This is a genomic window from Mesorhizobium sp. L103C119B0 (assembly GCF_000502235.1).
Classification (GTDB): Bacteria; Pseudomonadota; Alphaproteobacteria; order Rhizobiales; family Rhizobiaceae; genus Mesorhizobium.
The window spans coordinates 51,159-75,735 of sequence record NZ_AYXE01000009.1 but is presented as its reverse complement, the minus strand read 5'-3'; the positions used below and the strand labels follow the sequence as shown (position 1 = coordinate 75,735).

Sequence of the window (24,577 nt, the reverse complement as noted above, 5' to 3'; positions counted from 1 at the left end):
TAGGGGGATTGCCGGCCATGGACGGACTGATGAAGGGCAAGCGCGGGCTTGTCATGGGCGTCGCCAACGATCATTCGATCGCCTGGGGCATCGCCAGGAAATTGTCCGAACACGGGGCGGAGCTTGCCTTCACCTATCAGGGCGACGCATTCGGGCGCCGCGTCAAGCCGCTTGCCGAGAAGCTTGGCGCGTCTCTGGTGGTGCCCTGTGACGTCGAGGACAGCGCATCGGTCGCCGCCACCTTCGAGACGCTCGGCAAGGAATGGGGCGGGCTCGACTTCGTCGTCCACGCCATCGGCTTTTCCGACAAGAACGAGCTCAAAGGGCTCTACGCCGACACCAGCCGCGACAATTTCGTCCGCACCATGGTCATCTCCTGCTACTCCTTCACCGAGGTCGCCCGCCATGCCGCCCCGCTGATGAGCGAAGGCGGCGCGATGATCACGCTGACCTATGCCGGCTCTGTCCGCGTCATGCCGAACTACAACGTCATGGGCGTCGCCAAGGCCGGGCTGGAAGCCAGCGTGCGCTATCTCGCCAACGATTATGGCCCGCGCGGCATCCGGGTGAACGGCATATCGGCGGGACCGGTGCGTACTTTGGCCGGCGCCGGAATCTCGGACGCCCGCCACATGTACTCCTACCAGCAGCGCAACTCGCCGCTGCGCCGCACGGTGACCATCGACGAGGTCGGCGGCTCGGCGCTCTATCTTTTGTCCGACCTCTCGTCAGGCGTCACCGGCGAAATCCATTATGTGGATTCCGGCTATCACATCGTGTCGATGCCAACCCTGGATGAGTTGAAGCAGACCGACAGCGTACGCGATTAACTCACCAGTAAAATTAGATGCATCGGCGGAAACTCATTTTAAGGAGATATCCGCTAGAAGTCCTATGGGCTTGGGCTCTGCGCGTTCTTGCTGGGCGCAAAGGATGCTTTAGCCTTTATGAATTTGCGCTTGATATTTCCCGAAAGTCGAGTTGATTTCGGGATCATGCGACAGGGACTGAGCAATGCCTGCTGTCAGCAACCCGAAGCGAACACCTGTGTTCCGGCTGCTCACCGTCGCCAGTTCGGGCCTTGGCAGTTTCATCCTTGGGCTTTGGGGCCTCCGGCATGGTTTCGGGGACGGCTTTGCCGGCATGCAGGCGGAAACCATGATCGGCGTCGCGTCGGCGCTATGCGCGCTGGCCGCCGCCGGTGCTGCCTTGTCCTTCTTCGCCGGCGTCGATGAATCGGTGGACTACGTTTTCAACGAAACCCATTTCGACAAGCTGACCGGGCTTTTTGCGCGGCCGGCGATGGTCGGCAGGATTGCCGACGCGGCGTCCGCGACGATCAGGACCGGTGAGCCGGTGTTCCTCATCGACATCGACATCGACCGCTTCAAGCAGATCAACGACGCCATCGGCTACAGCCATGGCGACGAACTGATCCGCGGCTTCACCAAGCGGTTGAAGGCCTGCATGCCCGAAGGCGCGGTGATGGGGCGCATCGGCGCCGGCGAGTTCGCTATCCTTGTCTGGGAACACCAACTCCAAAGGTCCATGGAAAGCACCGTCGAAACCATGATCGAGGAGATGCTGAAGCCGTACCAGCTCGATTCTCACCTGCAGTCGGTCGGCCTGTCGGTCGGCATCGTGGCGATGCCAAAGGATGGAGTCGATCCGGTCCTCATCCTGCGCCGCTCCAACCTGGCGCTGCAGAATGCCCGCGCCGGCGGCGTGGGCAACTGGTCGGTCTTCCATTCCGACATGGGCCAGGTCGCCGACTACCGCCACTGGATCGAATCCGAACTGCACATCGCCTTCGTCCGTGGCGATTTCGACCTTCACTACCAGCCGCAGCTCGACCTGCCGACCGGCCGTATCGTCGGCTACGAGGCGCTGATCCGCTGGAAGCACCCGGAACGCGGCATGATCCCGCCGATGGAATTCATTCCGATCGCCGAAGAGACCGGCATGATCCACCCGATCGGCAATTGGGTGCTGAACAAGGCCTGCAGCGATGCCCGTCATTTGCCTGAGGACTGCTTCGTTGCCGTCAACATCTCGCCGGTCCAGTTCATGACCAAGGATTTCGTCGGCATCGTGCGCGATACGATGGCCAGCACCGGCATCAAGCCGTCGCGGCTGGAGCTCGAAGTGACCGAGACGGCGATGATGCAGGACCGCGACCGCGCCGCCACCATCCTGCAGCAGCTTGCCGACATGGGCATTTCGGTGGCCGTCGACGATTTCGGCACCGGCTATTCCAATCTCAGCTACCTGATCGACTTCGCCTTCGGCAAGCTGAAGATCGACCGCTCCTTCGTCAGCCGCATCGACACCGATTCGAATTCGGGCGCCGTCGTCTCTACCATCGTCGGCCTGTCGCGGGCGCTCGGCGTCGGCATCATCGCCGAAGGCGTCGAGACCGAGAACCAGGCGACGCTTTTGCGAGCAGCTGGTTGCGAGATGGTGCAGGGCTATCTGTTCGGCAGGCCGGCGCCGCTCAAGATCAAGCCTGGCGATATCAGACCGACCATTCCCGTCCACGAGCCGGCGCGCATCGTCAGCATGCATTGAGGCGACCGGCACCGTCCTATCGGCGCGCGGAGAAAACCTTGAACATGCCGTCGCGGGCGAGCTCGGCATGGCTGGAGAAGACGGCCTTCAGAACCGGTTCGTAAGGCAGCTGACGGTTCGCCACCATGAACAGCCGCCCGCCCGGCTTCAGCGCCTTGCCCGCCGCCTGGATCATGCCGGCGCCGATTTCCGGCTCGGCCGCCCGGCTGCGATGGAAGGGCGGGTTCATGACGATGGCATCATAGCGCCGCTCGACCGGCTCGCTCAGCAGATCGGTCCAAAAGAAGCCGGGCTCGAAGCCTGTCTGGCCGATATTGCCCTTGGCCGCCTCAAGCGCGTCGAAATCCGCTTCGTAAAGGTCGAGCCCCGTTATACCGGATGAACGTGCCGCGACCTCGGCGGCGACATAACCCCAGCCGGCGCAGAAATCAGCAATGTTGCCGCGCAGGTCTTTGGGCAGGTTGTCGACCAGAAGTTTCGAGCCGGCGTCGATCCGGTCGAAGGAGAACATGCCCGGCGCAGTGCGGAAGCGGTCCTCTACGACCAAGGCAGGATTGGCGACGCGCAGTTTTTCCGCAGGCGCCAGATCGACCGGACGGCGAAGCCAGAAGGCGATGCCGTGATATTTCGGCAGATGCCCTTCGATGGGGACAAGCTCGTCGATGCGCTTGCGCAGGCTGGCGATGCCTTCGTCCTTACCGCCGGCGACAATGATCAGACCGCCCGGCGTGACGCGTTCGATCGCCTCGGCAATACGCATCTCGTTTAGCCCACGATGGCGGCCGGCAAGCACGAGCGCTGCATCGAATGCATCGCCTTCCGAGCGGGGCGTTACCTTGTGACCGGCACGCTCCAGCGCTCGGAGATGCGGCCGGAAACCCTGTGCAAGATGGAGCTCTGCCTCGAAGCCTTCCGGCAAGCGGAAGCCGGGCTCCGCACCCAGGAACAACACACGCTCGCCCTTTTGCGGCAGAGGGAGCCCCTCGGCCTCGAAGGGATGGAACAGTGTCTTCAGCGGCTCAGCGGCCATTCTTCGATTCTCATGTCGTAGACGGGTATTAAACGAAAACGGGCGCGACATAAGCCGCGCCCGTTCAACTCTATTGTCAGACCACTCAGGCGGCGTTTTCTTCGCCTTCGGCCTTCTTGTCGCGGGCGATTTCCTTGCCGGTGGCCTGGTCGACGACCTTCATCGACAGGCGGACCTTGCCGCGCTCGTCGAAGCCCATCAGCTTGACCCAGACCTTGTCGCCTTCCTTGACGACGTCCGAGGTCTTGGCGACCCGGTCGTTGGCAAGCTGCGAGATGTGGACGAGGCCGTCACGCGGACCGAAGAAGTTGACGAAAGCGCCGAAGTCGGCGGTCTTGACGACCGTGCCTTCGTAGATTTCGCCGACTTCCGGCTCGGCGACGATGGTATGGATCCACTTCTTGGCCGCCTCGATCTCCTTGGCGTTCGACGAAGCGATCTTGACCGTGCCGTCGTCCTCGATGTTGATCTTTGCGCCGGTCTTCTCGACGATCTCACGGATAACCTTGCCGCCGGAGCCGATCACGTCGCGGATCTTGTCGGTCGGGATGTGCATAACCTCGATGCGCGGTGCGAACTCACCGAGTTCGGGGCGGGCGCCGGTCAGAGCATGCGCCATCTCGCTGAGGATATGCTGGCGGCCGTCCTTGGCCTGGTCCAGCGCGATCTTCATGATCTCCTCGGTGATGCCCTCGATCTTGATGTCCATCTGCAGCGAGGTGATGCCGCCTTCGGTACCGGCAACCTTGAAGTCCATGTCGCCGAGGTGATCTTCGTCACCCAGGATGTCGGACAGAACCGCGAAGCGCTCGCCTTCCTTGATCAGGCCCATCGCGATACCAGCAACCGGCTTGGCCAGCGGAACGCCGGCATCCATCAGCGCCAGCGATGTGCCGCAGACGGTGGCCATCGACGACGAACCGTTGGACTCGGTGATCTCCGAGACGACGCGCAGCGTGTAGGGGAACTGGTCCGCGCTCGGCAGCATCGGACGGATGGCGCGCCAGGCGAGCTTGCCGTGGCCGATTTCGCGGCGGCCCGGCGAACCCATGCGGCCGGTCTCGCCGACGGAGTAGGGAGGGAAGTTGTAGTGAAGGAGGAACTTCTCCTTGTACATACCGGTCAGCGAATCGACATACTGCTCGTCCTCGCCGGTGCCCAGCGTGGCAACGACCAGCGCCTGGGTCTCGCCGCGGGTGAACAGCGCCGAACCGTGCGTGCGCGGCAGGACGCCGACTTCCGAGACGATCTTGCGGACAGTCTTGAGGTCACGGCCATCGATGCGCGAACCGGTGTCGAGGATGTTCCAGCGCACGACCTTGGCCTGGAGTTCCTTGAACACCGAACCGATCTGCTCGGAGGTGTACTTGGCGTCTTCGCCTTCAGCCGGGGCAAACGCAGCCTTGACCTTCGCCTTGACGGCGTCGACGGCAGCGTAGCGCTTCTGCTTGTCGACGTTCTTGTAGGCATTGCTGAGCTCGTCGCCGACGATCTTCAGCATTTCGGCTCCAAGCGCGGAGTAGTCCGGCGCCGTGAAATCGCGCGGCTCCTTGGCGGCAACTTCGGCCAGCTTGATAATGGCGTCGATCACCGGCTGGAAGCCCCTGTGGCCGAACATGACGGCGCCGAGCATCAGCTCTTCGCCGAGTTCCTTGGCTTCGGACTCGACCATCAGCACGGCGTCGGCGGTGCCGGCGACAATGAGGTCGAGCCTGGATTCCTGCATCTCATCGACATGCGGGTTGAGCACGTATTCGCCGTTGATGTAGCCGACTCGGGCGCCGCCGATCGGGCCCATGAAGGGAACGCCCGACAGCGTCAAAGCGGCCGAGGTGGCGACGATCGACACGATATCGGGATCGTTCTCGAGGTCATGCTGGACGACGGTGACGACGATCTGGGTGTCGTTCTTGTAGCCGTCGGCGAAGAGCGGGCGGATCGGGCGGTCGATCAGGCGGGAAACCAGCGTTTCCTTTTCGCTCGGACGTCCCTCGCGCTTGAAGTAGCCGCCGGGGATCTTGCCGGCGGCGTAGGTCTTTTCCTGGTAGTTGACGGTCAGCGGGAAGAAATCGAGGCCTGGCTTCGGCTCCTTCATCGAAACGACGGTGGCGAGAACCTTGGTTTCGCCGTAGGTCGCAAGCACCGCGCCGTCAGCCTGACGTGCGATCTTGCCGGTTTCCAGGATGAGCGGACGGCCGCCCCATTCGATTTCCACTTTGTGGTAGTTGAACATATCTTGTCCTTAATAAGCGGAAAGGGCCGCGCCGTTTCACGGTGCGCGGATGCCCTTTCCCTGGCTTCCTTTCTCGGGCAGCCACGGGCAAGACAACGGGAAGCTCGGGTAGATTTCGGCACTGGTTAGCGCACGAGCGTCCTGCAATCCTGCCCCATGACCGTCCATGGGCGGTTTCGAGTGGCCTCTGCGCGCTCGAAACCGGGTCTAGCCAATCGATGCGACTGGCAGAATGCGCGACCGGCGGGCTCTCCTTCGAAAGCCCGCCGGTCAATTCGTCAACGGCGCAGACCGAGCTTCTCGATCAACGTCTGATAGCGCGCGTCATCCTTGCGCTTGAGATAATCAAGCAGGCTGCGGCGCTGGGAGACGAGAGCGAGCAGACCACGGCGGGAATGGTTATCCTTCTTGTGGTCCTTGAAGTGGTCGGTCAGGTTCTTGATGCGCTCGGAAAGGATGGCCACCTGGACTTCCGGAGACCCGGTATCGCCCTTGGCGGTTGCGAATTCACCGATCAATTCCTGTTTGCGCTCGGCAGTAATCGACATCGTGTTTTCCTTATCTGTTTGAGGAAACGGGTCGCCCTCAGCCGGGATGTCGTCCAGCAGGGGCCGGTGCAAGCAAAGCGACATGGCGCGATGCTGCGGCGCATATAGGGCAATTCCCCGGAAAACACCAGCCCATTCATAAAGCCGGCTTGTCGCAGCCTTTGCTCGGGAATCCAGGATTCCCCTGACACCGGAAGCTTACAGCCACTTCTTGCTTTTGAAGAAGACGATCAGCCCGACAGCAACGGCCAGCATGAACAGCAGCGAAGCCGGGTAGCCATAGTAGGCTTTCAGTTCCGGCATGTTCCACGGCGAGATATCGGGATCGAAATTCATCCCCCAGATACCGACCAGGAAGGTTAGCGGCATGAAGATCACCGAGACGATGGTGAGATAAGAGATGACGTCGTTGGTGCGCGCCTGGCTCAGCGACAAATGCATTTCGATCAAGCCGGTCAGCATATCACGCTGGTTCTCGACCAGCTCGATCAGCCGCAATGCGTGGTCGAGCGTGTCGTTGAAGAAGATTTTCGTCTCCGGCTTCACATAGGGCACGTCGTTGCGGATCAGCGTCGCCAGCGTGTCGCGCATCGGCCACAGCACGCCCTTGAGCACATTGGCGTCGCGCCGCAATTCGTGCAGCTGGCGCATCTGATGCTTGTGAGGCGTGTTGAGCATCTCGTCCTCGATGCCATCGACCTCCTCGCTAGCGGCCTCAATCGGCGGGAAATAGCTGTCGACGATGGAATCGATGAGCGCATAGGCCAGATAGTCGGCGCCGCGCATCCGCAAGCGGTTGGGCAACGCTGCGGCGATGCGCTTGCGCACGGGGTCGAACGGATCGCCTTCGCGCTCCTGGAAGGTGACGACGAATTTCTTGCCGAAGAACACCGCGATCTGCTCATAGCGATGCACCTTGACGTCGTCGATCATGCGCATGACGACGAAGGCGTGGTCCTCGAAGAAGTCGACCTTCGGCCGCTGGCCGGTGTTGACGACATCTTCCAGAGCCAGTGGATGCAGGTTGAAGATCCGGCCGATCTCCTCGATCAGCTGGATGTTGGCGAGACCGGTGCAGTCCAACCAGACGACCGGCCAGTTGTCGCAATGGGTGTTGAGATCGTCGATGCTGGCATCGTTGATGGTCTTGAATTTTTCAGGCGAAATCAGCGTCAGCCGCAGCTCGGACCGTCGCGCCGCCGGATCGGCGATCAGCGTGCCGGGCGAGGCTCCAACCGGCGGCCGGCGCGTTGTCACCGGCGCCCGCTTCTTCACCGCCTCAGCCTTTGCCATGTGCCCCTCGGATGTGACGTCGACGTAAAACTAGACGGGAGTGGTCAGCCGGCAAAGACCCGCTTCGGCTTGAACATGCCTTGCTCGATGGCGCCGATGGCGACAAGCTTGCCGCGCGCGGTGGCGCAGGCTTCCTCGGCTTCCACGGGCGCGTCGCGGCCGCGGATGATGACGGGATTGCCAAGGCGGATCTTGGTCGCCGCTTCGTCGCTGATGGCAATCTGCGGCAGGCAGTCGAGCGCGGCGGCCGTGTCGACGAGCAGCGCATCGATTGCGCCAAAGTCGATCGGCGCGTCGGCAACATCGGCGTCGCCCTCTTTGTCAGCTTCGCGCTGTTCGCCGAAACGGGCGGCTTCCAGTTCGGCGACGGTGACGAAATCCTCCTGGGTGAACGGCTCGACCTCGACCCTGCGCAATTCGGCGATGTGGCCGAAGCAGCCGAGGTCGCGGCCCATGTCGCGGGCCAGCGAGCGCACATAGGTGCCTTTGCCGCATTCGACCTCGAACAAAGTGTGGTCGGCAGCGTGCTCGACGATGTCCAGACGGCCGATCTCGATCTCGCGCGCGGGGATGTCGACTGTCTCGCCCCCACGGGCGAGATCGTAGGCGCGTTCGCCTGATATCTTGATGGCCGAGAATTGCGGCGGTGTCTGCATGATGACGCCGGTGTAGTTCGGCAGCAGCGCCCTGACATCTTCTTCCGCCGGACGGCGGTCGGAACTTTGCGTCACCGGGCCTTCGAGATCGTCGGTCGAACGCTCCTCGCCCCAAGCGACGGTGAACCGGTAGATTTTGGCGCCGTCCTGCACATAAGGCACGGTCTTGGTTGCCTCGCCCAGCGCGATCGGCAGCATGCCAGAGGCCAGCGGGTCGAGCGTGCCGGCATGGCCGGCCTTTTCGGCCTGGAAAAGCCATTTGATCTTGGAGACGGCTTCGGTCGAACCCATGCCAACCGGCTTGTCCAGCACCACCCAGCCGGAGATCGGCCGGCCCTTCTTCTTGCCGCGGCGCCCCACTATTTCTCGTCCTTGTCGTTGTCTTCGCCATCGGTACCCAAGTCTCGCGCGACTTCCGGCGATTTCAGCAAATCGTTGATCCTGGCGAAATTGTCGAAGGACGTATCGAGCTTGAAGCGGAACTCCGGCATGAACTTCATCTGGCGGAGCGCGCCGGAGACGCGGCCACGGACGAACTTCGCGTGCTTGTTGAGCGCGTCGATGACCGCACCCGTGTCCTTGGCGCCGAGCGGCGAAACGAAGGCCGTTGCGACCCTCAGATCAGTGGACATACGCACTTCCGAGACCGAAACCACGGTGTTCTCGATCAGCGGGTCGATAATCTCGCCGCGCTGCAAGGTTTCCGACAGCGCATGGCGCACCTGTTCGGCGACGCGAAGCATGCGCTGGGATGGGCTGGAGGCGGTTGGACGGGGCATTTTTCTCAATCCGGAAAGCGTGAGGCGCGGGATGGGACCGTGCCGCCATGTCTCATATTTGTTCTATGCATGTCGTTTATCCCGCACTTTTGGGCGACAGGCATTAATGTTAGGGCGGCGGTCTTTCGACCACCGCCCGGTCGTATCGACAGTATGCGAACTCAGAGCGTCCGGGTCACCATCTCGACGCGGAAGCACTCGATGATGTCGCCGACGCGCATGTCCTCGTAGTTCTGGAAGGCCATGCCGCACTCCTGGCCGCCCGGAACTTCCACGACTTCATCCTTGAAGCGCTTGAGGGTCTTCAGCGTACCTTCATGGATGACGACGTTGTCGCGGATCAGGCGCACGCCCGCTCCACGCTCGACCTTGCCTTCGGTGACACGGCAGCCGGCGATCTTGCCGACCTTGGTGATGTCGAAGATCTCGAGGATCTCGGCATTGCCAATGAAGGTCTCTCGGCGTTCCGGCGACAGCAGGCCGGAAAGTGCTGCCTTCACATCATCGACGAGGTTGTAGATGATCGAGTAGTAGCGGATTTCGATGCCCGCGGCCGCCGCGGCCGCACGTGCCTGCACGTTGGCACGGACGTTGAAGCCGATGATCGCGGCCCCCGAGGTCTCCGCCAGCGACACGTCGCTTTCGGTGATGGCGCCGGCGCCGGCATGAACGATGCGCGCACGCACCTCGTCGGTGCCAAGCTTGTCGAGAGCGGCGTTGATCGCCTCGATCGAACCCTGCACGTCGCCCTTGATGACCAGCGGGAATTCCTTCAACCCGCTTGTCTGCAGCTGCGACATCATCTGTTCGAGCGAGCCGCGCTGGCCGGCATGGCGAGCCACTGCCTTCTCGCGCGCCAGACGCTGGCGATATTCGGTGATCTCGCGGGCGCGGGCCTCGTTGTTGACGACAGCGAAGCGGTCGCCGGCTTGCGGCGTGCCCTGCAGGCCGAGCACCTCGACCGGCATAGCCGGCGGCGCCTCCTTGATCTGCTCGCCACGGTCGTTGACCAGAGCGCGCACCCGGCCCCACTCATTGCCGGCGACGAGGATGTCGCCCGGCATCAAAGTGCCGGTCTGCACCAGTACGGTGGCGACGGGGCCACGGCCCTTGTCGAGCTGGGCTTCGATGACCACGCCCTCGGCGGTACGGTCCGGATTGGCCTTGAGGTCGAGGATTTCGGCCTGCAGCAGGATCGCCTCGAGCAGCTTGTCGAGGTTGGTGCCCTTGGTCGCCGACACTTCGACGTCCAGCACTTCACCGCCCATCGATTCGACGAACACCTCATGGCGCAGCAGTTCCGACCGCACCTTCTGCGGATCGGCATCATGCTTGTCGATCTTGTTGATCGCCACGATGATCGGAACGCCGGCCGCCTTGGCATGGCTGATCGATTCGATGGTCTGCGGCATGACGCTGTCGTCGGCCGCCACCACCAGGATGGCGATGTCGGTCGCCTGAGCGCCGCGGGCGCGCATCGCCGTGAAGGCGGCGTGACCGGGCGTGTCGATGAAGGTGATCTTCTGACCGTTCTTCTCGACCTGGTAGGCGCCGATATGCTGGGTGATGCCGCCGGCTTCGCCGGAGACGACATTGGCATTGCGGATGGCGTCGAGCAGCGAGGTCTTGCCGTGGTCGACATGGCCCATGATGGTCACGACAGGCGGCCGCGACACCAGGTCCTCGGCATTGTCGGCAATGTTGAACAGGCCTTCCTCGATGTCGGACTCGGCGACGCGGCGGACCGTGTGGCCGAATTCGGTGGCGACCAGCTCGGCCGTGTCGGCGTCGATGATGTCGCCCGGCTTCAGGATCTGGCCCTGCTTCATGAAGTACTTGACCACATCGACAGCGCGCTCGGACATGCGCTGCGCCAGTTCCTGGATGGTGATGGTTTCAGGCAGGATCACTTCGCGCATAACCTTCTCGCGCGGCTCATTGTGCATCGCGCGCTTGAATTTTTCCTGGCGGCGACGCATCGACGACAGCGAGCGGGCGCGCGCGTCCTCGTCGGAAAGAGCCGTGTTGAGGGTCAGCTTGCCGCGACGACGGTCTTCCTCGGCCTTGGTCGGCTTGGCCGGGCGCGCCACTTCGGGCGTAACCGGACGGCGTACCGGGGCGCCGGCGGCGGTGCGCTTCGGCTTGACCTCTTCCTCGTCATCCGATGCCACAAGCTCGGCAGCCTGCGGCGCGCGGCGGCGCGCTTCTTCCTCGGCGCGGCGGCGGGACTCGGCCTCGGTCTGCAGGCGGGCTTCTTCCTCGGCCTGACGGCGCGCGGATTCCTCGCGCTCGCGCTTGCGGCGTTCCTCATCCTCGTTGCGGCGCTTGGCCTCTTCGATGGCGCGTTGGCGGTCCTCGACGTCGCGAACCTTGGAGCCTTCGAGCGCCCTGCGGCGCGCTTCCATTTCATTGCGCGACAGTTCGTTCAGCACCATGCCGCCGCGTTCGGCCGGCGGCGGCGGAGGCGGCGCCTTGGGCGCTTCCTGCACGACGGGGGCTGCCACTACCGCGGGCTTGGGCGTAAATACGGGTGCAGCCACCGGCTCCGGCTTGTCGCCGGGCATGGAGAATTTGCGCTTCTTGATCTCGACCTGGACCTGCTTGGTGCGGCCATGCGAGAAATTCTGTCGCACGACGCTCTGCTCGGTACCGGGGCGCTTCAGCGTCAAGGTCTTCTTCGGTGTAACACTCAACGTCTTGTCGTCGCCCGATTTCGTATCGCTCATTCCATATCCTCTGCAGCATCATCTTCGTCAGCAACGGCCGCAAGCATTGCCAGATCGTCGGGGGTTCCGCCCCGATATCGGTCGAGCGCAACCATGCGCCTCTCAACCGCCTTGCCCGCGTCTCCCGCGAGAACGGCAGCATGTATCACATTTGTACCCCCCAATGCCAAGCTCAACTCGGCCTCGGAGAAAAGTTTGTAGGCAAGGACTGCCGGCCCGCCGAGGTGGACAGTTGCCCGCCGCGCCTGACTGATCTTGCGCACGCCATCGTCGGATGCCTCGGTCGCGTGGAGCACGAAAAGCGCCAACCCCGAGCGCACCGCGCTCTCGACCTTGGTTGCGCCGAGTGCGATCGAGCCAGCCTTGCGGGCAAGGCCAAGCATACCCAAAGCGGATCGTGCAAGCAGTCCGTCGACCATGCCGCCGAGATCGGGCGGCACGACGACCTGCGCCTTGAAGGCGCGGGCAAACAGGTTCTTCGCCGCCGCCTTGTCGATATGTAGGCGGTCGGCGCTCACCCAACAACCACGGCCGGGCAGATTTCTCTTCAGGTCAGGAACGACGGCCGAATCCGGGCCGACGACGAAACGGATCAGCTCATCCGGCTCGGCTTGCTTGCGCGTGACGATGCAGGTGCGATCGTTCATCTCGTCCTGGGGCGGGTTGTGTGCGATGCGGTTTCACCTCACGCACCAACGGCTTCGTCAGCCGGGACCTGTTCGGCTGCAAGCTCGTCTTCGGTGATCCAGCCGGCCTTGAGGCGGGCTGCCAGAACCATCTGCTCGGCGTCGGCGCGCGACACGCCGTGATTGGCGAGCACACCCGGGAATACCTTGGTCTCGCCGTCCTTGCGTTCCTTCCAGCCGGTCAGGTCGTCGGCGGCATAGCCGGCGAAATCCTCGATCGTCTTCACGCCATCCTCGCCGAGCGTCACCATCATGGCGGTGGTGACGCCAGGGATCTCGCGCAGTTCGTCGGTGACGCCCAGCGCCTTGCGCTTGTCGTCATGCTCGGCTTCGATCTTCTCCAGATATTCGCGGGCGCGGGTCTGGATCTCCGAAGCGGTGTCTTCGTCGAAACCGTCGATCGAGGCGATCTCGCCCGAATCGACGTAGGCAACTTCCTCGACGCTGGTGAAGCCTTCGGAGGCCAACACCTGGCCGACCATCTCGTCGACATCAAGGGCTTCCATGAACAGCGACGAGCGTTCGACGAATTCCTTCTGGCGGCGCTCGGACTCCTCGGCCTCGGTCAGGATGTCGATGTCCCAGCCGGTGAGCTGCGAGGCAAGACGCACGTTCTGGCCGCGACGGCCGATGGCCAGCGACAGCTGGTCGTCGGGAACCACCACTTCGATGCGCTCGGCATCCTCGTCGAGCACGACCTTGGCGACTTCCGCCGGCTGCAGCGCGTTGACGATGAAGGAGGCGGCCGAAGGCGACCACGGAATGATGTCGATCTTTTCGCCCTGCAATTCGCCGACCACGGCCTGGACGCGGCTGCCGCGCATACCGACGCAGGCGCCGACCGGATCGATCGACGAGTCACGCGAAATGACGGCGATCTTGGCGCGCGAGCCTGGGTCGCGGGCGACCGACTTGATCTCGATGATGCCGTCATAGATTTCCGGCACTTCCATGGTGAAGAGCTTGGCCATGAACTGCGGATGGGTGCGCGACAGGAATATCTGCGGGCCGCGCTGTTCGCGGCGCACGTCGTAGACATAGGCGCGGACGCGGTCGCCGTACTTGTAGTTTTCACGCGGGATCAGCTCGTCGCGGCGGATAATCGCCTCGCCACGGCCGAGATCGACGATGACGTTGCCATATTCGACGCGCTTGACGGTGCCGTTGACGATCTCGCCGATGCGGTCCTTGTATTCGTCATACTGGCGGTCGCGCTCGGCCTCGCGCACTTTCTGCACGATGACCTGCTTGGCTGACTGGGCGGCGATGCGGCCGAAATCCATTGGCGGCAGCTGTTCGGCGATAAAGTCGCCAAGCTGGGCGTCCGGATTGCGCTCGCGGGCCGAGGAAATGGCGATCTGGGTGGCGTAGTCGTCGACCTTCTCGACCACTTCCATCAGCCGCTGCAGCTTCATCTCGCCGGTGTTGGCGTTGATGTCGGCGCGGATGTTGGTTTCCTGGCCGTAGCGCGAGCGCGCGGCCTTCTGGATCGCATCAGCCATGGCGGCAATGACGATCGACTTGTCGATCGACTTTTCACGCGCCACCGCGTCGGCGATCTGCAGCAGTTCAAGTCTGTTGGCGCTTACAACCATCTTATTTCTCCCGAGCTTGTTGCCGAGCTTTTAGGCCCGGCCGCTCATCATAGTTCCTGTTCGATTTCGTCTTCCGCGCCGCCTTCAGCACCTTCGGGTGCATCATCAGCTTCGCCGCGGCGTTTCTTGGCTTCCTTGCGTTCCCGGTTGTCCTTCGAAAGGGCATCGCGAATAAGGTCGTCGGTGAGGATCAGCCGCACATCGGCGATCGCGTCATAAGGAATGCGAACCGTCGGCTCTTCGCCGTAGGCGGCCTTGTCGCGCTCGAGCAGCATGTCGTCTTCGCCGGCTTCGGCGATCTTGCCCTTGAAGCGCTTGCGGTCGGCGACCGGCACCGAGGTTTCCATCTTCACCAGATGGCCGGTCCAGGTGACGAAATCCGACTTGCGTACCAGCGGCCGGTCGATGCCCGGCGACGACACTTCGAGATGATAGGCCTTCTCGATCGGGTCATCGACGTCGAGCGCCGGCGACACAGCGCGGCTGACCTCTTCGCAATCCTCGACGGTCATGGTGCCGTCTTCGCGTTCGGCCATGATCTGCAGCGTCAGGCCGTTCTGGCCCGACAGATGCACCCGCACGAGGCGGAAGCCAATGCCTCGCAACACCGGCTGAACGATCAGCGCGATGCGCGCATCGATACCGCTTTCGCGGATGATGCGGTCGTCGGCTTCGCTTGCCGTTGCAGTCATGCGGTTCCTGTCGTTCTCTGGATCAGGATGATCGTCGTCCCGAACCATCTCTTTGCTGATGGCTGACCGGCAGGTAATAAAAAAGAGCGGGACCGGGTGGACCCACTCTTCGTCATACCGACCAAGAATTTGAGGCTGATATAAACGATCCCGGCCAGTGTTTCAAGTCTGTTGACGGGCCGGGCAGAGTGCAGCCGGCGACGGCTGGCAGGATTGCGCGGGGCGCATGCGGGCTATGCGGTAACGGCCCTGTGATCCCGGATGTCACATCGCTATCTATGGTGCACTGCACAAATCAAAGATGAGCGCGCGTTGGCGCGCGAAAGGTCAAGACAATGAGCAACCGTACCGTGTTTTCCGCCATAGGCGAGGCCTTTGCCCTGTTCGGCAGCGCCGTTGCCGCCTCGCGGGCCGTCGAAGCCGGCCGCAAGCCGCGCGCCAACGATCTGCGCCGGCTCGGCATGGACCCGACCGCTTTCGGCAAGATCGGCCGTTTCTGAAGCCAGACCGGCTGTCGATGCGGGACACTTTCCCGCATCGAACTATTTTCTGATGAAGGTGAGATAGGCCGGCCGTCGGCCCTCGCGAAAGGCTTTTGCCTCGTAGCGTGTGCCCGGCCAGCTCTCATAGGGCCGGTGCCAGTCGGCCGCGTCCTCCGCTTGCCATAGGAGCGCACCATGCGCCCGGCAGTGCAACAAGGTCCAGTTCACATAGGTGTCGATGTCGGATGCGAAGCGGAAGCTTCCGCCCGGCTTCAGCACGCGCGCGAACCGATCGAGGTTGAGCGGGCTGACAAAACGCCGCTTCCAGTGCTTTTTCTTCGGCCAGGGATCGGGGTAGAGCAGATCGATGCCGTCGAGCGACGCCTGCGGCAACCAATCGAGCAGGCGCGTGGCGTCGTCGTCATAAACGCGAAGATTGGCAAGCGGCTTTTCCCGCACCGCCATCATCAGCTTGGCCATGCCGTTGACGAACGGCTCGGCACCGATGAAGCCGGTCGCCGGTGCCTCCGTGGCACGGTACAGCAGATGCTCACCGCCGCCGAAGCCGATTTCCAGCCGAACCGTTGAAACATCCGCTGAGAATAGCGCGCGCAATTCTGCCGGTGCCTGGACGGAGAGGTCGAGGCCATACGCCCCAAGACCGCTTTCCAGCGCCGCGGCCTGCTGCGGGCGAATGGTCTTGCCGTGCCGGCGGCCGAAGAACCCTTCGGTCGCGCGGCTCCGCCTGTCCTGTGGATCCATGGCCTGGTCGCGCGCCGCGCTTAGATTGAGATGAGATTTGGGATTGAGATGAGATTTGGGATTGAGATGAGATTTGGCTGAAATCTCATCTCAATCTAATCCTTTGTTGGAGCATGATCTTTTCCAAAAAACCGGTACCCACTTTTTGGAATCATGCCTAAGCAGCGATCGCGTCCTTGAGCGCCTTGGCCAGATCGGTCTTTTCCCAGGAGAAGGACCCGTCTCGGCCGGCCTTGCGGCCGAAATGGCCGTAGGACGAGGTCTTTGCGTAGATCGGCTTGTTGAGGTCGAGATGCCTGCGGATGCCGGATGGCGACAAATCCATCACCGTGCGCAGCGCTTCCTCGAGCTTGGCCTCGTCGACCTTGCCGGTGCCGTGCAGGTCGACATAGACCGACAGCGGCTGGGCAACGCCGATGGCGTAGGACAGCTGGATGGTGCAGCGGTCGGCGAGCTTGGCCGCCACTACATTTTTGGCGAGATAGCGCGCCGCATAGGCGGCGGAGCGGTCGACCTTGGTGGTGTCCTTGCCGGAGAAGGCGCCGCCGCCGTGCGGGGCAGCACCACCGTAGGTGTCGACGATGATCTTGCGGCCGGTCAGGCCGGCGTCGCCGTCCGGTCCACCGATGACGAACTTGCCCGTCGGGTTGATGTACCACATGCAATCGTCGGCGATCTTGAGGTCGCCGAGCGCCTCACGGATGTAAGGCTCAACGACCTTGCGGACCTTCTTGGAATCCCAGGTCGCGTCGAGATGCTGCGTCGACAGCACGATCTGCGTCGCTTCGGCGGCTTTGCCATCGACATAGCGAACGGTGACCTGGCTCTTGGCGTCGGGTCCGAGCTTGCCGGCTTCGCCGTTGTTTTCGTGACGGGCAGCGGCGAGCAGTTCGAGAATCTTGTGGCTGTAATAGATCGGCGCCGGCATCAGGTCCGGGGTCTCGCGGCAGGCATAGCCGAACATGATGCCCTGGTCGCCGGCACCCTCTTCGCCCTGGCGGTCGGCGGCGTTGTCGACGCCCTGGCCGATGTCGGGCGACTGGCCGTGCAGCAGAACCTCGATCTTTGCCGTCTTCCAGTGGAAGCCGGCCTGCTCGTAGCCGATTTCGCGGATCGCCTTGCGGGCGACCGACTTGAACTTGGCCGGGTTGACGACCGAATGCCCGGCGGCGTCCTTGAGGATGTTGCCGGCTTTGTCCCGCTTCAGCAGAGTATCGGGAACCCTTACTTCGCCGGCGATGACGACGCGGTTGGTGGTTGCGAGCGTCTCGCAGGCGACGCGGACTTTCCATGGGTCCATGCCGGTCTTCTTGGCCTCGCGATAGACCAGATCTACGATCTCGTCCGAGATGCGGTCACAGACTTTATCGGGATGACCCTCGGCCACGGATTCCGAGGTGAAGAAGTAGTTCTGCCGCGTCACGGGTGTCCCCTCTTGAAAAAACGATCGGCAGGGCTGCCGATTTTGGCGCGCCACGTGTTAACGGTGCCGGGCGCCGCTCGTCAAGCGGTGCCGCGGTTCTGGCATGAGTGTCGCAGCAATATATCTTGTACCACCGGCGGCTTGGCGCCGCCGGCAGTCGAGCCTCTGGGCTACTCGGGCCCAGGGGATTACTGGGGCCAATGGGTCAATCGACCCACCGAATCACTCGGCATCTTCGGCAGAAAGGGACTTCACAAGGTCGATAATCCGGCGGCGCACCTTTACATCCGCGATCTTGACGAACGCGCGGTTGAGCTGAAGCCCTTCCGGACTGCCGCAGAATTCGACGGCGAAAGCCATCGAAGTGTCCTCGGCAAATCCTCTATTACCCACCGGCTCCTGCCCTGGCGCATCCTCGAAAAAGAAGGCGACAGGCACGCTGAGTATCGAGGCTATTGCCTGCAGACGGCTGGCGCCGACGCGGTTCGTTCCTTTTTCATATTTTTGGATCTGCTGAAACGTAATACCGAGATTTTCACCAAGCTTTTCCTGGCTCATTCCAAGCATATTGCGCCGAAGGCGGACGCGACTTCCGACATGGATGTCGATCGGATTCGGTTTCTTCTTGTTTTCTTCTGTCATTTTTTCCTCGCCGAATTTTTCCGGCCTTTTCTATTTTTCTCGCCCAAACGAAGCCGGAGCCAACTGCCCCAACAGAAACACCAACCGACTTCGAGAAAATTAGGCGGTAACAGTATGAGTTTCTAATGTGTCGACTGTCAATTCACCCGTAGCCGTTGCCTTACGTTCAAGCTGAGGGCGATTGCGGCAAACACCAACATGATCAGCATTCCGTTAATGCGCCGCCCCGCGGCGGAGATGAAGGCTTGGCCGGAGATCGGCACCCGCACGTCGATGGCGCCACGTGCATCGACCGCCAATGCGTCGACGATGCGTCCCCGCGTATCGACAACGGCGGAAATGCCGTTGTTGGCGGCGCGCAACAACGGCAATCCGTTTTCCACCGCGCGAATCTGAGCCTGCCTGAAATGCTGGTACGGCCCGGGCGTGTCGCCGAACCATGCGTCGTTGGTGACGTTCACAATAAGCTGGGATGACGTGGCGTCAACAGCCACCAGATCAGGAAAGATCACCTCGTAGCAAATAAACGGCAAGGCGCTGATGCCGCCGGGCAGAGCGATCGGATGGCGCTCGTTGCCGGCGGCGAAGTTCATCGGCCCGGCGACGAGTTGTCCGATGCCGAAGCGGCTGAGCAGACCGGAAAACGGCAGATACTCGCCGAACGGCACCAGATGGACCTTGTCGACGGCATCAGCGATTTCGCCCTTGTCGTCGATCGCCACCACCGAATTGTAGTAGCGGCTGTCGGAATCCGCCCCCGATCCGCGCTCCTCGCGCACGACGCCGGCAATCAGCATCTGACCAGGCTGCAGCATGTCGCCGAGCGCGGTCAGCGCGTCCGGACGCTCGGTGAACAGGAAGGGTACCGAGGTCTCCGGCCACAGGATCAACTGCGGTTTGTCATGACCGGGATCGGGCGCTGCGACCGACAGGCCCATCATGGTGGCGAAGATGCGGTCGCGCACCGAGGCGTCCCATTTTTCGCTGAGGTCGACATCCGGTTGCACGATGCGGACATCGAGAGTGCGGGTTGCCGGCTTGTCGGGGGTCGCGAGCCTGACATAGCCGAAGCCGGCATGAGCGGCGACGAGAATGGCAAGCAGGACCACACCGAGACGGACATGCCGGCGTGCTGCAAGCAAGGCCGGCATGGCGAAGACAAAGACCGCCAGCGCGTTCATGCCGACCATGCCGGTCACCGACACGCTTTGCATCAACAGCGGCACGGGCATCGCCGCGTAACCGACGGCATTCCAGGGAAAGCCGGTGAACAGGAAGCCGCGCAGCCATTCCGTCAGGCCAAAAGCAAAGGCAAGGGCGGCAACGCGGCCAATATCGTTGGTCCATAACAGCCGCGCGACGACGGTGGCGAAGCCGTAGAAAAATGCCAGCGCCAAAGGAATGCCTACGACCGCGAAGGGTAAGGCCCAGGCGAAACTGTCGGCCTCCACCAGAAGCGCCTCGCCGATCCACCATAGGCCGGCGAGGAAATAGCCGAAGCCGAACCACCAGCCGATGGCAAAAGCCGGCCGCAGGCGCCTGAGCCAGCCGTCGGAAGCCTCGCCGGTGGCGCCGTCGAGGAGCCAGACCAGCAGTGGAAACGAGACGAAACAGACGGCGAAGAAATCGTAAGGCGCCTGGGCGAGCACCGCCAGCGCCCCGGCAAGAAACGCCACCAGCGCGCGCCGCCAGCCCCAAAGCAGAATTATCCGGCCGGCAAGGCGCTCCATACAGACTTCCCAGGTCGCGCGAATCAAGAGCCAAGATTTATCAGATTTATTGAAACGCGAACCGGCCGATCGCTGCGCTATCGGTGCCATCCCTCGATGGGTAGCCCGCTCAGGTGCTCGGCCTCCTCGCGCGGCACGGTGCGCAAGGTCTGGGAGAAGGTCCAGACATGGCCTTCGGGGTCGCGTGCCCGATACTGCCGTTCGCCGTAGAAATGGTCGGCAGGCTCCTCGACGATTTGGGCTCCAGCCGCCATTGCCCGCCCACAATGCACGTCCAGGCCGTCTTTCAGACGCACACAGACCGACTGAGTGTTCTTGCCGCCGACGCTTACCGGACTGGCAATATGATCGGCCCATTCGGAATCGACGATGATGTAGCCGTCGCCAAAGCGCATTTCGGCATGGACCAGCCGTCCGTCGGCATCGCTGACCACCATGCTCGGCTCGAAGCCGAAGGCCGTTTCGAGCCATTTCAATGCGGCTCGCGGGTCCTTGTAGAAGACACCCGAGCCAAAGGTTGAGTGCTTGAAGGGATCGTCGATCGTCATCGGCCGGGCAACGTTCTGTCCTAGGCCTGCTCGGTGCGGGGGGCGGTCACGCGGCGGCGACGCTCGCCCTTCTGGTTCTGGACGATGCGCACCCGCTTGACGCGGCGCGGATCGGCGTCGAGCACGTGGAATTCGAAGCCGGGGATGGCTTGCACAACCTCACCACGCGCCGGCACGCGACCGAGCGTGTTGAAAATCATGCCGCCGATCGTGTCGACATATTCACCATGCTCACCGGCGGTAAAGTCCTCGCCGATCATCTTGGCGACCTCGTCGATCTCGGCCTTGCCGTCGACGACGAACACGCCCTCGCCGGTCTGGGTGATCAGCGGCTCGTCCTCGTCATGCTCGTCCTCGATATCGCCGACGACCATCTCGACGATGTCTTCCAGCGAGGCGAGACCATCGGTGCCGCCATATTCGTCGATGACCAGCGCCATCTGGGTTCGCGTCGTCTGCATATGGCCCATCAGGTCGGAGGCAAGCATCGAGGGCGGCACGAACAGCACCGGGCGGATCAGATTGAGGTCGCCGATGGTGCGGCCGAGATCGACCTGGGCGAGGTCGAGAAGCGTCGTTGCCGGCGTCTTCCTGGATGTTCTGCCCTTCTTGACCCGGGCGACGTTGGTGATGTGGGCCAGCACGTCGCGGATGTGAACCATGCCGCGCGGATCGTCGAGCGTCTCGGAATAGACCGGCATGCGGGAATGGCCGGACTGCTCGAACAGACCGAGCAGATCGCCCAACGTCGTGGTGATCTCGACGGCCTCAATATCGGCGCGCGGCACCATGACGTCCTCGACGCGTACCTCGCGCAGGCGCAATATGTTGTTGAGCATGGCGCGTTCGCCGGGCGAGAAAGACCCGGCATCGCTGGTCGTTTCGGCAAGCGCGCCGGCGATTTCCTCGCGCAGGCTGGTGCCGTTCCGCTGCCTGAAAAGGCCCAAGACGCGGTCGAACAGGGACGGACCGGCAGGCGATGGCTCGCTGGCAATACCACCAGAAGCGGGGCTGCCGGAACTGGGACTCGGACTCGATCCCTCTTCCGTCGTATCGGAAGGCTTTGTCGCACTGCCAGCCTCGGGGCGGGCGGCAGTTTCTGGTTTGTCGTTCATCGTCGTCCGGTCAATTGGTCTTTTGTCATTACGTGTAGGGATCGGGAATGGCAAGCCTTGCGAGCGCTGAGCGCTCGATGGCTTCCATCTCCTCGGCCTCTGCATCGGTCTCGTGATCGTAGCCCAGCAAATGCAGCAGGCCGTGGATGACGAGATGGGTGATATGGTTCTCGAAGGGCTTGTCTTCCAGGGCTGCTTCGCGCGCCACCGTCTCGGCGGCCAGCACGATGTCACCCAGCATGGGCGGCAGCTTGCCACCCCTGGGGAACGGAAAAGCAGGGAAAGACAAGACGTTGGTCGCCTTGTCCTTGCCGCGCCAGCCGGCATTGAGGGTACGGATATGGGCATCGTCGGAAAAGACGATGCTGAGTTCGGAAGGACCGGCAGCAGCGGTTTCGGCAAAGGCAGCCGACACGGCGCGATTGACCAGACGCGTCAGCGCCGCCTCGTCGGGCCAGTCGCCGGCCCCGACCGACATATCGATCTCGACGGGAACCGAACTATCCCCGCCGCCAGGTCTTATGTCTTCAGGCATGAGCCCGCATCGTCACATCAGCTCTCGGCGCCGAGGCCGCGCGCCAGCTTGGCGTCGCGGTCATAGGCCCTGACGATTTCGGCCACCAGCGGGTGGCGCACAACGTCGACATCGTTGAAGCGCACGGTTACCGCGCCCGCCACGCCGTCAAGGACACGCAAGGCTTCGACGAGGCCCGACTTGGTGCTTGGAGGCAGATCGATCTGCGTCGGATCGCCGGTGACGATCATGCGCGAATTCTCGCCGAGGCGGGTCAAAAACATCTTCATCTGCATCGGCGTGGTGTTCTGCGCCTCGTCGAGGATGACGGCGGCATGCGCCAGCGTGCGGCCGCGCATGAAGGCCAGCGGCGCGATTTCGATTACCTCGGCAGCGATAGCACGCTCGACCTTGTCGGCCGGCATCATGTCGTAGAGCGCGTCATAGAGGGGCCGCAGATATGGATCGACCTTTTCCTTCATGTCGCCGGGCAGGAAGCCCAGCCGCTCGCCGGCCTCGACCGCCGGCCGTGACAGAATGATGCGCTCGACCATGCCGCGTTCGAGCAGCATCGCCGCATGCGCCACCGCCAGATAGGTCTTGCCGGTGCCGGCGGGGCCAATGCCGAAGACAAGTTCCGAACGCTCCAGCGCCCGCATATAGGCGTCCTGGTTGAGCGAACGGGCATAGATCGTCTTCTTGCGGGTGGAGATCTGGGCGGCCGAAACCTTGCCCTTGCGTTCCAGCGTCGGCAGCGTCAGCTGGTCGTCGGCGGCAATCGCCATGCGCACGGCGCCATCGACGTCGGACTGGCCGATATCGGTGCCCTTCTGGAGAATGCCGTAGAGATTGTCGAGTGCGCGGCGCGCCTGTTCGGCCGCCGAGGCCGAGCCCTTGATGGTCAACTGGTTGCCGCGCGAGCGGATGTCGACGCCGAGCTTCTGCTCGAGCCGGGCCAGGTTCTCGTCGAACTGGCCGTACAGGGCGCTGGCAAGCTTGTTGTTGTCGAAAGTCAGAACGATGTGCGCCATGTCAGAGGCCCCGGATGTCTGGTTCTGGGGCAGAGTCTTCACTTCAGCAGCGCTCAACCGTCTCTCCTCATCTGCCGAGGCCATCAAGCCAACTCGGCGAACAGGCTATTGTACCCCGTCTTCGTGATTCGCACCCGGATAATGTCACCGATTTCGCCGGCCTTTTCATCAACAATAACCGGCTGCAGCCAGGGCGAGCGGCCGACCTTCTGGCCGGCCTGACGGCCGGGCTTCTCGATCAGCGTGTCGATGGTGCAGCCGACCAGGCTCAGGCCGAAATCCTGCTGTTGTTTCAGCAGCAGCGCCTGCAGGCGTTGCAGGCGCTCGTCCTTGACCGCTTCCGGCACGTGATCGGGCATATCGGCGCCCGGCGTGCCGGGACGCGGCGAATATTTGAACGAGAAGGCCGAGGCGTAGTTCACCTGGCCCACCAGATCCATCGTCGCCTCGAAATCGGCGTCGGTTTCGCCGGGGAAGCCGACGATGAAGTCACCGGACAGCGCGATGTCGCCGCGTGCAGCGCGGATGCGCTCGAGCAGCGCCAGATAGTCCTTGGCCGTGTGCCTGCGGTTCATCGCCTTGAGGATGCGGTCTGACCCGGATTGCACCGGCAGGTGCAGATAAGGCATCAAAGCCGGGAGATCGCGATGGGCAGCGATCAATTCGTCGTCCATGTCGCGCGGATGGCTGGTGGTGTAGCGCAGCCGCGCCAAGCCGGGAATCTCGGCTAGCCGGAACAGCAGACGGCCAAGCCCCCATTCCATGCCATCCTCACCCTTGCCGTGCCATGCATTGACGTTCTGCCCCAGCAGCGTCACCTCGCGCACACCGGCATCGGCCAGCCGCTCGGCTTCGGCGACGATCTGCGCCACCGGCCGCGACACTTCCGAGCCCCTGGTATAGGGCACGACGCAGAAGGTGCAGAATTTGTCGCAGCCTTCCTGCACCGTGAGGAAGGCGGTGACGCCGCGCTTGATCATTTCGGCACGCTTCGGCTGCGGCAGATGCTCGAACTTGTCCTCGATGGCGTATTCGGTCTCGACGATCTTCTCGCCGCCACGCACCCGGGCCAGCACATCGGGCAGCCGGTGATAGGTCTGCGGGCCGATGACCAGATCGACAGCAGGCGAACGGCGGATGATTTCCGCGCCTTCGGCCTGCGCGACGCAACCGGCGACGCCGATCAGCATTTCGCGCCCAACTGCTGCGCGTTCAGCCTTCATGTCGCGGATGCGGCCGAGCTCAGAATAGACCTTTTCCGCCGCCTTCTCCCTGATATGGCAGGTGTTGAGCAGCACCAGGTCGGCGTCGGCGATGACATCGGTCGCGGTGTAGCCGTCGGCTGCCAGCGCATCGGTCATGCGCTGTGAGTCATAGACATTCATCTGGCAGCCATAGGTCTTGACGAAGACCTTTTTGGCCGAGGCGGACGCCACAGCAGCGCTTTGCAAGGCGCTGTCGGTTTCGTTCCGCTCTATCGTGTTCAAATCCATCCGGCGGCTTCTAACGCCTTTCCGTGACAAA

The 24,577-nt window shown here is 62.8% G+C and carries 22 protein-coding genes; 3 read left to right on the top strand and 19 right to left on the bottom strand.

From position 1 onward, the window contains the following. The first annotated feature begins 17 nt into the window (after nucleotides 1–17). Both fabI and X728_RS149535 read left to right on the top strand, forming a co-directional pair. Nucleotides 18–830, top strand: coding sequence for an enoyl-ACP reductase FabI (gene fabI, locus X728_RS149530; RefSeq protein ID WP_023669564.1), 813 nt, complete (start codon nucleotides 18–20; stop codon nucleotides 828–830). A 184-nt stretch (nucleotides 831–1,014) separates the two neighbouring features. Beyond that, nucleotides 1,015–2,568, top strand: a complete 1,554-nt coding sequence (locus tag X728_RS149535) for a bifunctional diguanylate cyclase/phosphodiesterase (RefSeq protein WP_023831945.1) — start codon at nucleotides 1,015–1,017, stop codon at nucleotides 2,566–2,568. A gap of 16 nt (nucleotides 2,569–2,584) precedes the next feature. On the opposite strand, the gene X728_RS149540 is transcribed toward X728_RS149535, so the two are convergent. The 10 genes from X728_RS149540 to rimP form a co-directional block, all read right to left on the bottom strand. Beyond that, complete coding sequence (locus X728_RS149540; protein ID WP_023715304.1) at nucleotides 2,585–3,598, bottom strand: class I SAM-dependent methyltransferase; 1,014 nt, start codon at nucleotides 3,596–3,598, stop codon at nucleotides 2,585–2,587. A gap of 85 nt (nucleotides 3,599–3,683) precedes the next feature. Further along, the gene (gene pnp, locus X728_RS149545; protein ID WP_023669561.1) at nucleotides 3,684–5,831 is read right to left on the bottom strand and encodes a polyribonucleotide nucleotidyltransferase; all 2,148 of its coding nucleotides are present in this window, start codon (nucleotides 5,829–5,831) and stop codon (nucleotides 3,684–3,686) included. A gap of 278 nt (nucleotides 5,832–6,109) precedes the next feature. Then, complete coding sequence (gene rpsO, locus X728_RS149550) at nucleotides 6,110–6,379, bottom strand: 30S ribosomal protein S15 (protein ID WP_023831944.1); 270 nt, start codon at nucleotides 6,377–6,379, stop codon at nucleotides 6,110–6,112. A 198-nt stretch (nucleotides 6,380–6,577) separates the two neighbouring features. Beyond that, nucleotides 6,578–7,672, bottom strand: coding sequence for a magnesium/cobalt transporter CorA (gene corA / locus X728_RS149555; protein ID WP_023692583.1), 1,095 nt, complete (start codon nucleotides 7,670–7,672; stop codon nucleotides 6,578–6,580). Between the two features lie 44 nt (nucleotides 7,673–7,716). Continuing rightward, nucleotides 7,717–8,688: a tRNA pseudouridine(55) synthase TruB gene (truB, locus tag X728_RS149560; protein ID WP_023692584.1), complete on the bottom strand. Its 972-nt coding sequence runs from the start codon at nucleotides 8,686–8,688 to the stop codon at nucleotides 7,717–7,719. After that, a complete protein-coding gene (gene rbfA, locus X728_RS149565) occupies nucleotides 8,688–9,107 on the bottom strand; it encodes a 30S ribosome-binding factor RbfA (RefSeq protein ID WP_023692585.1) in 420 nt (139 codons plus the stop codon). Before rbfA ends, truB begins: the two co-directional genes overlap by 1 nt. A 161-nt stretch (nucleotides 9,108–9,268) precedes the next feature. Beyond that, a complete protein-coding gene (gene infB / locus X728_RS149570; protein ID WP_023831943.1) occupies nucleotides 9,269–11,833 on the bottom strand; it encodes a translation initiation factor IF-2 in 2,565 nt (854 codons plus the stop codon). Next, nucleotides 11,830–12,480, bottom strand: a complete 651-nt coding sequence (locus X728_RS149575) for an RNA-binding protein (protein WP_023669556.1) — start codon at nucleotides 12,478–12,480, stop codon at nucleotides 11,830–11,832. The genes infB and X728_RS149575 overlap by 4 nt, the downstream gene beginning before the upstream one ends. A gap of 38 nt (nucleotides 12,481–12,518) precedes the next feature. After that, nucleotides 12,519–14,114, bottom strand: a complete 1,596-nt coding sequence (nusA, locus tag X728_RS149580) for a transcription termination factor NusA (protein ID WP_023669555.1) — start codon at nucleotides 14,112–14,114, stop codon at nucleotides 12,519–12,521. A 47-nt stretch (nucleotides 14,115–14,161) separates the two neighbouring features. After that, nucleotides 14,162–14,806 carry a ribosome maturation factor RimP gene (gene rimP, locus X728_RS149585; RefSeq protein WP_023669554.1) on the bottom strand — a complete coding sequence of 215 codons (645 nt, stop codon included), beginning with the start codon at nucleotides 14,804–14,806 and terminating at the stop codon, nucleotides 14,162–14,164. A gap of 335 nt (nucleotides 14,807–15,141) precedes the next feature. Here rimP and X728_RS1000000171040 point away from each other — a divergent pair, with 335 nt between their 5' ends. Next, complete coding sequence (locus tag X728_RS1000000171040) at nucleotides 15,142–15,306, top strand: hypothetical protein (protein WP_023831942.1); 165 nt, start codon at nucleotides 15,142–15,144, stop codon at nucleotides 15,304–15,306. A gap of 42 nt (nucleotides 15,307–15,348) precedes the next feature. Here X728_RS1000000171040 and X728_RS149590 read toward each other — a convergent pair whose 3' ends face one another. From X728_RS149590 to miaB, 9 genes are all read right to left on the bottom strand, one after another. Beyond that, nucleotides 15,349–16,050: a tRNA (guanosine(46)-N(7))-methyltransferase TrmB gene (locus X728_RS149590; RefSeq protein ID WP_023831941.1), complete on the bottom strand. Its 702-nt coding sequence runs from the start codon at nucleotides 16,048–16,050 to the stop codon at nucleotides 15,349–15,351. A gap of 157 nt (nucleotides 16,051–16,207) precedes the next feature. Then, nucleotides 16,208–17,473, bottom strand: coding sequence for a methionine adenosyltransferase (metK, locus tag X728_RS149595; protein WP_023669551.1), 1,266 nt, complete (start codon nucleotides 17,471–17,473; stop codon nucleotides 16,208–16,210). A gap of 222 nt (nucleotides 17,474–17,695) precedes the next feature. Continuing rightward, nucleotides 17,696–18,115 carry a helix-turn-helix domain-containing protein gene (locus tag X728_RS149600; RefSeq protein ID WP_023669550.1) on the bottom strand — a complete coding sequence of 140 codons (420 nt, stop codon included), beginning with the start codon at nucleotides 18,113–18,115 and terminating at the stop codon, nucleotides 17,696–17,698. Between the two features lie 137 nt (nucleotides 18,116–18,252). After that, nucleotides 18,253–19,845, bottom strand: coding sequence for an apolipoprotein N-acyltransferase (lnt, locus tag X728_RS149605; RefSeq protein ID WP_023831940.1), 1,593 nt, complete (start codon nucleotides 19,843–19,845; stop codon nucleotides 18,253–18,255). A gap of 77 nt (nucleotides 19,846–19,922) precedes the next feature. Further along, on the bottom strand, nucleotides 19,923–20,393 hold the full coding sequence (locus X728_RS149610; RefSeq protein WP_023831939.1) for a VOC family protein: 471 nt from the start codon (nucleotides 20,391–20,393) through the stop codon (nucleotides 19,923–19,925). A gap of 20 nt (nucleotides 20,394–20,413) precedes the next feature. Beyond that, nucleotides 20,414–21,508, bottom strand: a complete 1,095-nt coding sequence (locus X728_RS149615) for a hemolysin family protein (protein ID WP_023831938.1) — start codon at nucleotides 21,506–21,508, stop codon at nucleotides 20,414–20,416. Nucleotides 21,509–21,536: 28 nt separating this feature from the next. Beyond that, nucleotides 21,537–22,043 (bottom strand): rRNA maturation RNase YbeY, encoded by a 507-nt coding sequence (gene ybeY / locus X728_RS149620; protein ID WP_023692587.1) that lies wholly within the window; start codon nucleotides 22,041–22,043, stop codon nucleotides 21,537–21,539. A gap of 17 nt (nucleotides 22,044–22,060) precedes the next feature. Next, nucleotides 22,061–23,137: a PhoH family protein gene (locus tag X728_RS149625; protein WP_196813585.1), complete on the bottom strand. Its 1,077-nt coding sequence runs from the start codon at nucleotides 23,135–23,137 to the stop codon at nucleotides 22,061–22,063. After that, complete coding sequence (gene miaB, locus X728_RS149630; protein WP_023831937.1) at nucleotides 23,137–24,546, bottom strand: tRNA (N6-isopentenyl adenosine(37)-C2)-methylthiotransferase MiaB; 1,410 nt, start codon at nucleotides 24,544–24,546, stop codon at nucleotides 23,137–23,139. The genes X728_RS149625 and miaB overlap by 1 nt, the downstream gene beginning before the upstream one ends. Nucleotides 24,547–24,577: the final 31 nt, after the last annotated feature.